8 protein-coding genes are annotated in these 8,943 nt (G+C 76.7%); 4 read left to right on the top strand and 4 right to left on the bottom strand.

Going from position 1 to position 8,943, the window contains the following annotated elements:
• The first annotated feature begins 13 nt into the window (after positions 1-13).
• Positions 14-1,366 (top strand): hypothetical protein, encoded by a 1,353-nt coding sequence (locus ACLIYP_RS14570; protein WP_412713556.1) that lies wholly within the window; start codon positions 14-16, stop codon positions 1,364-1,366.
• A gap of 93 nt (positions 1,367-1,459) precedes the next feature.
• Here the strand turns inward: ACLIYP_RS14570 and ACLIYP_RS14575 are convergent, their stop codons facing one another.
• From ACLIYP_RS14575 to ACLIYP_RS14585, 3 genes are all read right to left on the bottom strand, one after another.
• Positions 1,460-2,677 (bottom strand): MAB_1171c family putative transporter, encoded by a 1,218-nt coding sequence (locus tag ACLIYP_RS14575; RefSeq protein ID WP_412713557.1) that lies wholly within the window; start codon positions 2,675-2,677, stop codon positions 1,460-1,462.
• A complete protein-coding gene (locus ACLIYP_RS14580; RefSeq protein ID WP_412713558.1) occupies positions 2,674-3,237 on the bottom strand; it encodes a hypothetical protein in 564 nt (187 codons plus the stop codon). Before ACLIYP_RS14580 ends, ACLIYP_RS14575 begins: the two co-directional genes overlap by 4 nt.
• Positions 3,238-3,425: 188 nt before the next feature.
• Complete coding sequence (locus ACLIYP_RS14585; RefSeq protein WP_412713559.1) at positions 3,426-5,063, bottom strand: acyl-CoA dehydrogenase family protein; 1,638 nt, start codon at positions 5,061-5,063, stop codon at positions 3,426-3,428.
• 119 nt (positions 5,064-5,182) lie between these two features.
• Here ACLIYP_RS14585 and ACLIYP_RS14590 point away from each other — a divergent pair, with 119 nt between their 5' ends.
• Both ACLIYP_RS14590 and ACLIYP_RS14595 read left to right on the top strand, forming a co-directional pair.
• Complete coding sequence (locus ACLIYP_RS14590) at positions 5,183-6,016, top strand: PaaX family transcriptional regulator C-terminal domain-containing protein (RefSeq protein WP_412713560.1); 834 nt, start codon at positions 5,183-5,185, stop codon at positions 6,014-6,016.
• A 133-nt stretch (positions 6,017-6,149) separates the two neighbouring features.
• Entirely contained in the window at positions 6,150-6,962 is an 813-nt protein-coding gene (locus ACLIYP_RS14595; RefSeq protein ID WP_412713561.1) for an MBL fold metallo-hydrolase, read from the top strand.
• 38 nt (positions 6,963-7,000) lie between these two features.
• On the opposite strand, the gene ACLIYP_RS14600 is transcribed toward ACLIYP_RS14595, so the two are convergent.
• On the bottom strand, positions 7,001-7,981 hold the full coding sequence (locus ACLIYP_RS14600; RefSeq protein ID WP_412713562.1) for a DUF3048 domain-containing protein: 981 nt from the start codon (positions 7,979-7,981) through the stop codon (positions 7,001-7,003).
• 295 nt (positions 7,982-8,276) lie between these two features.
• Between ACLIYP_RS14600 and ACLIYP_RS14605 the strand changes: the two genes are divergently transcribed.
• Positions 8,277-8,943, top strand: a 667-nt coding sequence (locus ACLIYP_RS14605; protein ID WP_412713563.1) for a GNAT family N-acetyltransferase, incomplete at its 3' end; no start/stop codon positions are given.

Genomic DNA, 8,943 nt, shown 5'->3' on the forward strand with positions numbered 1-8,943 from the left:
GGGGGGAGGACGCGTGAAGGATGTGCTTGCGAAAGGCGCGCGCGGGGGGCGTACGGCCGCCCTCGGCGCGCTGTCCCTGCTCCTGGTGCTGGCGGGCCCGGTGGGCTGCGCCCGCGACGCCGCGGAACCCCGCCGCGCCCTGACCGTCCTCGGCCCGTGGACTGGAGGGGAGCAGGAGTCCTTCGAGGAGCTGCTGGAGCTGTTCGAGGCCGAGCAGGGCGTCTTGGTCGAGTACCAGGGCACCACCGCGACCCGCGAGGTGCTGCTCTCCGGCCTGCTGGCCGGCGACCCTCCCGACGTCGCCGTCCTGCCCGTCCTCGGCGATCTGGTCGACTACGAGCGCGAGGGCTTCCTGGTGCCCCTGGAGGAAGGGGTCGTCGACGAGGAGAAGTACGACGGCGGGCCCTGGCTGGCGCAGCCCGCCGGGATGGGCGAACGCCACTGGATCCCGGTGAAGGCCGACCTCAAGAGCATCGTGTGGCACGAGAGGGGCAGGGAGCCGGACCCCTCGCGCGCGGACGCGGAACGCTGGTGCGTCGGCATGGGCTCCGACGCCACCTCCGGCTGGCCCGGCAGCGACTGGATCGAGGACGTCCTCCTCCAGCAGTCCGGTCACGAGGCCTACGAGGCGTGGGCGGCCGGTGAGATGCGGTGGACGGGAGAAGCCGTGGTGCGGGCCTGGCGGACCTGGGGCGAGTTCATGTCCGGCGACGGCGGGAGGACGGCCCGCGAGGCGCTGGCCACCGACCACCGGGGCCCGGAGGGCGGAAACGGGCTGCTCTTCGGCACGGGCCCGGGCGGCGGCTGCGAACTGGAGCACCAGGGCAGCTTCGCCCGCCACCTGTACGGGCCCAGGGCCCCGGAGGCCGACTTCGTCCCCTCGCCCCGGCTGCTGCCCGGAGCCGCCGACCGCGACGGCCGCGACCGGGAGGTCTCCGCGGACTTCGCGGCGATGTTCCGGGAGAGCCCCGAGGGCCAGGAGCTGATGCGCTTCCTGGCCTCCCTGGAGGCGCAGCGGATCTGGGCGAAGGACGAGGAGGGCTGGGCCAGGGGCGAGATCCCCTTCTTCTCCGCCCACGAGGACGTGGGCGAGGAGAGCTACCCCGCCGGCGGCGGGGACACCGTCAGCCGCCGCGTCGTGCGGGAGCTGCGGAGGGCGGGGAGGCTCTGCCTGGACGCCTCGGACGTCATGCCGCCCATGATCCGCCGCGTCTTCTACGAGAAGGTCCTGGAGTTCCTCGCCGACCCGGGGCAGGATCCGACCGGGCTGCTGGGGCGGATCCAGGAGGTCCAGGAGGAGTCCGTGCGGCAGTTCCAGCAGCGGTTCGGGCGGGTGCCCGAGCGGCTGGACCCGATCTGCCGCTGACCGGCCGCCCCTTCACGCCGCGCCGCCCCTCGCGCAGCAACGCCTCTCGCGCCGCGCCTCGCACAGCAACGCCTCTCGCGCCGCGCCGCCCCTTCACGCCGCGTCCCGCCCGGCGCGCTCGACGGCCCGCAGTGCCCGCGACAGCGCCAGCAGCCGCTCCACGTCCGCCTCCAGGCCGCCTTCGGCCGGTACGGCCACGGGGACCGCGGAGGTGTCCACCGGACGGCCCGCGGCGTGCGCCCGCAGCGCCTCCCGCAGCCGCACCGCCAGCCGCTCCGGCGGCACCGCACCCTCCGCCCCGGCACCGTCCCCGCCACCACCGCCGCTCCCGTCCCCGTCGCCGCTTCCGCCGTCCAGCGCGGCGAGGTAGGGGCTGACGCGCACCAGGCCGTCGCGGCACTCGATGGCCCGCCGGTAGTAGCGGCGGTGCACCCCGTGCGGGCTCAGCACGTCACGCCAGCGCCGCGCCGGCACCCGGTGCAGCGCGTCCTCGGGGAACTGCCGGTGCAGCGCGGTCCACAGCGGCTCCAGCCCGTGGTAGGCACGCAGGTGCCGCCACCACACGCGCAGCGCGGTCAGCCGCATCACCGCGGCCGGATAGGTGATGCCGGCCAGGATCAGCACGATGCCCGGCAGCAGGAAGAACACCGCCCCGAACCAGCCAAGCGTCGTCTCCGCGGCGCCCGCGGTGTCCAGCGACCCGTGCGCGCCGTCACCGCCGGCCCAGCGCATCAGCACCGCCGGGACGAACAGGGCGTCGGCCACGACGACGGCGGCCATGCCCCAGGAGGTGATCCGCAGTCCGCGCGCCAGCCGGGGCTCGGCGATGCGCGCGTAGCGCCGCGTCCATATCCAGCCCAGGGCGAAGCCGACGGCGAGGTAGATGTCGGCCGTCACGAAGAACACCGCCACGCCGGTGACGGTGTGGTCCCGGGTGCGGGTGCCCGCGGGGGTGGCCGCCACCGCGGCGATGAGGACGGCCACCGCGCCCATCAGCGCCAGCGCGTACCAGCCGGCGCGCCTGCGGGCCCGGGCGGGCTCCAGCGCGGAGAAGAGGTAGAAGCAGACCATGCAGTTGACCGCGGCCAGCACCAGGATGTGCTGGACCAGCCGGGACGTCATGGGCGCCAGCCCCAGGAACACCTCCTCGCGGTCGGCCGCCAGCCCGAAGGGGTACGCCGCGGCCCAGCAGGCGATCAGCCCGGTCACCGCCCACAGCGGCACGTCGCGCGGCGCCCGCGTCAGCCGGTGGGCCATCCAGGCCAGCACCAGGAACGAGCCCACTCCGTACAGGGTCAGCAGCAGGCTCACAGCCACCCCAGCCGGTCGCCGAGGGCCGCGCCGATGCGCTCCGCGGTGGCGTCGGCGGACGACCGCGGGGCCACCTGGTCCAGTACCGAGGCCCATTCCAGGATGATCGTGGCCACCGTCTCGGCCTCCCTCTCCTGCGCGCTGTCGTAGGCGGTACGGCGCAGCGCCCGCCGTACGGCGTCCGGGTCGAGGTCGAGCTCGGGGATCTCGCCGGGGGCGAGGTGCTCGGTGCCGCGGCGCAGCGTGGTCAGCAGCTCCTCCTCGTGGCGGTCGGGGCGGACGCCGTGGTGGTCGGCCAGCATGTGGCCGAGTTCGTGCAGGATGATGTGGCGCTGGTGGGCGCCGCTGGTCTGCTGCTGGTAGACGATGTAGTCGGCCGCGGGGGCGCCGATCCACATGCCGAACGGGCCCGGAACGGGGATCGGGTGGGGCACGAGTCTCAGGGGCCTGCCGCGCCGACGCTCCACGCGGCGGCAGAGTTCGGCCACGTCCAGGGGCGGCCGGATGTCCAGTTCGTTGAGCAGCCGTCTGCACCGCCGGCGCAGTTCCCGTTCCTTCACGGTGAGCGGTCCCCCTCGTCCGTCGTGGGCGGTCGCGGTCGCGGCTGCGGTGCGGGCCGTGCCGCAACCGTGCCGGAGCGTCGCCGGCCGTCCGGTCGGCGGCAACGGCCGCTGCCGCCACAGAGGTTGGCAGGAAGAGGGGCGGGGAGTCCAGCCGCGGGGGGCGGTGCCGCTCCGGCCCGGTTCCGTCACCGCGTCCCGGCCCGCTCCAGGATCGCGCCGAGATCGGCGCCCGCCGGGAGCGTGCCGAAGGCGTACCCCCACTCCCCGCCCAGCCGGGAGGCGCAGAACGCGTCGGCGACCGCCGGGTGGCTGTGGCGCACCAGCAGGCTGCCCTGGAGGACGAGGGCCAGGCGCTCGGCGAAGGCACGGGCGCGCAGTTGCGCGCCGGCCGGGTCCTTCAGCTCCGGCAGCATGGCCCGCACCCGGGCGGCGGCCGCGTCCAGACGGGCGTCGGCGCCGGCGGCGGCCTCCACCTCGGCCAGGACGGCGTCCAGACCGGCCGGTTCCCTGGCCAGGGCGCGCAGCACGTCCAGGGCGGCGACGTTGCCCGAGCCCTCCCAGATCGACAGCAGCGGCGCCTCGCGGTACAGGCGGGGCATGCCCGACTCCTCGACGTAGCCGTTGCCGCCCAGGCACTCCAGCGCCTCGGCGGCGTGCGTGCTGCCGCGCTTGCACACCCAGTACTTGGACACGGCCAGGGCCAGGCGGCGGAAGGCGGCCTCCGCCTCGTCCCCGGCGTGCGCGGCGTCCACGGCCGCCGCCAGCCGCAGCCCCAGGGTGGTGGCGGCCTCCGACTCGATCGCCAGGTCGGCCAGGACCGAGCGCATCAGGGGCTGGTCGGCCAGCCTGGCGCCGAAGGCCCGCCGGTGGGCGGTGTGGTGCAGGGCCTGGCGCAGTCCGGCGCGCATGCCGGCGGCCGTGCCCAGGACGCAGTCCAGGCGCGTCATGTTGACCATCTCCACGATGGTGCGCACCCCGCGGCCCGCCTCGCCGACCGGCCAGGCGAGGGCCCGGTCGTACTCGACCTCGGCGGAGGCGTTGGAGCGGTTGCCCAGCTTGTCCTTCAGCCGCTGCAGGTGCATGGCGTTGCGGGTGCCGTCGGGCAGCACGCGCGGCAGCAGGAAGCAGGTCAGGCCCTCGGGGGCCTGCGCCAGCACCAGGAAGACGTCGCTCATCGGCGCGGAGGTGAACCACTTGTGGCCGGTGAGCCGGTAGGCGCCGTCGCCGGCGGGGACGGCCTCGGTGGTGTTGGCCCGTACGTCCGAGCCGCCCTGCTTCTCGGTCATCGACATGCCAGCGATCAGCCCGGACTTGCTCAGCGGCGGCCGCGACCCGAAGTCGTAGGAGCGGGCGGTCAGCAGCGGTTCGTAGACGGCGGCCAGCTCCGGCCGGGCGCGCAGCGCGGGGACGGCCGCGTACGTCATGGAGACCGGGCAGCCGTGCCCGGCCTCGGCCTGGGACCACAGGTGGAACTTGGCGGCGCGCACCAGGTGGGCGCCGGGACGGCCGTCGGCCCAGGGCGCGGCGTGCAGCCCGTGCTCGACGGCGGTGGCCATCAGGCGGTGCCAGGAGGGGTGGAACTCCACCTCGTCCACGCGGTGTCCGTAGCGGTCGTGGGTGCGCAGGCGGGGCGGGGTCTCCTCGGCCGTCCGGGCCCAGTCCTGCACCTCCGGGGCGCCGGCCAGCGCGCCCAGCTCCCGGACCTCGGCCTCGCCCCACCGCGCGCCGTGGCGGCGCAGGGCCTCGAACACGGCTGGGTCGTCCGCCGTGGTGAAGCCGGTCAGCGGCGGGGGCTGGTTGATCACTTCGTGGGTGGCGCTCACGGCGGCCTCCGAGGGCGGCGGGCGGCGGGGGACGGGCGGTGCCCGGCACCCTGACATTACAGATTCCATATGCATGACGGAAGACTGTAATGCGCCGGGCGGTTAGGATCACGGAGACCATGGACGGCACAGACGACGCGGAAGGCCCCGGCGGCGCCCGCGCGACCCGCGGCGGCACCCGCGGTGGAGCCCACGGTGACCGCGGCGCCCGGGCGCTCGCCCTGCGTCCCCTGACGGCCCGCTCGATCGTGCTCAGCACCCTGCTCGGCCACCACCCGCCCGCCCTGCCCGCCAGGGCCCTGGTGCGGGTCGGCGAACTCTTCGGGGTCGCGGAGGGCACGGTACGGGTGGCGCTGTCGCGGATGGTCGCGGCCGGGGACCTGGCCCAGACCGCCGACGGCTCGTACGGCCTCACCGCGCGCCTGCTGGAGCGCCAGGCCCGCCAGGACGACAGCCGCTCGCCCCGCACCCGCGACTGGCGGGGGGAGTGGGAGATCGCCGTCGTCACCGCCGAGCGCCGGGCCGCGGCCGACCGGGGCGCCCTGCGCCAGGCCATGGCCGACCTGCGCCTGGCCGAACTGCGCGAGGGCACCTGGCTGCGCCCCGCCAACCTGCTGCGGCCCCGCCCCTCCGTCGTCACCGGGCAGTGCACCCTGCTGACCGGCGCCCCCGACGGCGACCCGGCCGAACTGGCCGCCGCGCTGTGGGACCTGGACGGCTGGGCGGTGCGGGCCCGCGCCCTGACGGCCGCCGCCGACGCCGCGGCGGAGGCCGGCGACCCCGCCCGGCGCTTCACCGTCTCGGCCGCCGTCCTGCGCCACCTGCTCACCGACCCCCTGCTCCCGGCCGCCCTGCTGCCCGGCGACTGGCCGGGCACGGCGCTGCGCGCCCGCTACGACGCCTTCGAGGCCGACCTCCGCGCCGTCCTGCGGCGCCACACCGCACCCGGCTAGCACGCCGTACGGATCGCGGGGCACGGCGGGGGAATGGGCGGCGCGGCGGCGGGCACCCGCACCGCGCGGGTCTCCACGGCGAACTCACCGCCGGAACCCCGGGGACCCGCTCGGCCGCACGGGACGGTGTGCGATGACACGTCGGCGCAGTACCGCACCCGCGCCGGGGGCGCGGGAGATCGCCCCGGGCGTGTACTGCCCGGGGCCGTGGGGGCACACGCGCACCAACGTCTACCTGGTCCGCTCCGGCCCGCACTGGACGCTGGTCGACACCGGCTGGGCGGCCGACGCACCGCGCGTCGAGCGGGCCGCGGCGTCCCTGTTCGGCCCCGGCTCGCGCCCGGCCGCCGTCCTGCTGACCCACTGCCACCCCGACCACGCCGGTTCCGCCCGGCGGCTGGCGCGCAAGTGGGGGCGCCCCGTCCACCTCCACCCCGGCGAACTGCCCCTCGCCACCGGCGACCCGGCCGCGATCGAGGACGCCGCCGCACCGCTCGACCGCCGGCTCCTGCTGCCGGTGATGCGGGCGGCGGGCCGGCGGCGGTACGAGGCGATGCTGGCGGGGGCGGGCCTGGGCGGGGCCGCGCGCGCCTTCGACCCGCGCGCCGCGCCCCCCGGCCTGCCGGACTGGGAATGCGTCCACACGCCGGGCCACACACCGGGGCACACCGCGTACTTCCGTCCCGCGGACCGTGTCCTGATCAGCGGCGACGCACTGGTGACGGTACGGATCGCCACGGTGCGGGGGATGCTCGTGCCGAGGCCGGGGCTGTCGGGGGCGCCGTGGTACACCACCTGGGACCGGCCGGCGGCCCGGGAGTCGGTGGAGAGGCTGGCCCGGCTCCGGCCGTCGGTGCTGGCCGGCGGTCACGGCGAGCCCATGACCGGTCCGGGGACGGCGGCGGCGCTGGAAGGCTTCGCCGCCCGCGCCGCCGCCCGGGGCTGACTCGCGCGCGTGCTCGCTCCGGTGTGCCCTGGTGCCGCTCAGCGCGGGGCGAGCACCACCCACACCTGCCCCTCGGCGAAGGTCATCGGATCGCCGTCCGGCGTGGTGAACTCCGTACCGCTCTCCGCCGACGGCCGCGACCAGCGCGCCTCGTACGCCCGGCCGCCGCGCAGCACCGTCGCCTCGCCGGAACCGACCGTCTCCGAGTACGGGCTGACACTGCCGCCGCGGTCGCTGAAGCGGGAGTCGCGGATCTCCACGCGCTGGACGACGACCGTGGGGGCCCCGAGCCGGCCGCCGTCGGTGGTGGTCGCCTCCCGGCCGTCGATGGACACCAGCCAGCGGTCGTCCTCCTCCGACCAGGTGAAGGAGTACCGGGCGGCCGGGAAGCGGACGGCCTCCTCGGTGCCGGCCCGGCCGCCCCGCGGCGCCGCGCCGAAGCGGAAGCCGATGTCGGAGGCGCCGCTCACCCCGTCGGGTGCCTCGCGCAGGGCGGCCCGGGGGTCCAGGTACATGTTGTGCGGGGCCGGGCGGTCCGCGCTGCGCGAGTAGGCGCCGGGAGCCTCACCGGGCGGCACCAGGCGGAGCGGGGACGCCTCCAGCACCGGCACCAGCCCCGACTGCGCCCCGGAGTAGGCCAGCGCCGGCTCGCCGAACTGCCGCAGCAGCTCGATGTCGGACTCCCGGGCGCTGCGCACCGGCCCGACGGTGGGCGGCAGGTCGGAGGAGTACACGGCCAGCAGCCGGGTCAGCCCCGACTCGACCTGCTCCACATAGACGATGTCGGCCCGCTCCAGCCCCGTCTGGGGGCGCGCGGCCGCCACGTTGTCGATCTTCACCGCGAGCACCGGCGCCGAGGCGTCGGCCACGCTCTCACCGGTGAAGGGGGAGCGGCCGTTCCGCTCCCCGTCACCGTCACCGTCTCCGGCCCCCGGGCAGCCCGTCAGCAGCGCGGCGCACGCCACCGCCGCCGCCAGCACCCGGCCCCGCGCCCGCAGCCGTGTCCGCATCGTCCGCATCGCTCGCCGTCCCTCCGGCCGGGCGCCGCCGCGCCGCCTGGTGACCTCTCACTCCATCCCTTGACCGGGACGGGCGGTTTCATGTCCCTCTGCCCCGCGCGGGTGACGCGGCACCGTCCGCGCTCCGTACGCGCCGGGGCGTGTGTTCAGTCGGCGCACACCCCCGCTCCCCGGAGCGGTCACGCGCAGTCCAGCCGGCCCGGCGAAGAAAGGGGGAGAGCCGGTCCCGCCACACGGCGGGACCGGCGATCCACCGCCGCCCGGACCAGGAGGACCCGCAGTGTCCGCTTCCGCCGTGCCAGCCGTACCCGTACCCGCCGCCCTTCCCACCCTCTCCGGCGTCCCCGCCCAGCCCTCCTCCGCATCCGCATCCGCGCCCGCACCCGCCCCCGCACCCGCCCCCGCACCCGCCCCCGCTCCTCGCGGCGACGGATACACCGTCTCCCTCGCCCGCGACGAGGCGGACGTACGGGCCGCGCAGCGCCTGCGGTACGAGGTCTTCGCCGGGGAGCTGGGCGCCCGCCTCGCCGGCCCCGAACCGGGTCTGGACACCGACCCCTTCGACGCCCACTGCGACCACCTCCTGGTGCGGGAGCGGGCGACCGGGGAGGTGGTGGGAACCTACCGGCTGCTGCCGCCGGAGCGGGCGCGCGCGGCCGGACGGCTGTACGCCGAGGGCGAGTTCGAGCTGGACGGTCTGCTGGACGGCGCCGGCCTGCGCGGCGACCTGGTGGAGGCGGGCCGCTCCTGCGTCCACCCCGACCACCGCGACGGCGCCGTCATCGCCCTGATGTGGGCGGGCATAGCCCGCTACCTGAAGCGCACCGGGCACAACTGGCTCGGCGGCTGCTGCTCCCTGCCGCTGGCCGACGGCGGGGCGACGGCCGCCGCCGTGTGGGCGGCGGTCGCCGAGCGGCACCTGGCCCCCGCCGAGCACCGGGTGCGCCCCCGGCTGCCCCGGC

This window comes from Streptomyces nanhaiensis, from assembly GCF_046614825.1.
Taxonomy (GTDB): domain Bacteria; phylum Actinomycetota; class Actinomycetes; order Streptomycetales; family Streptomycetaceae; genus Streptomyces; species Streptomyces radiopugnans.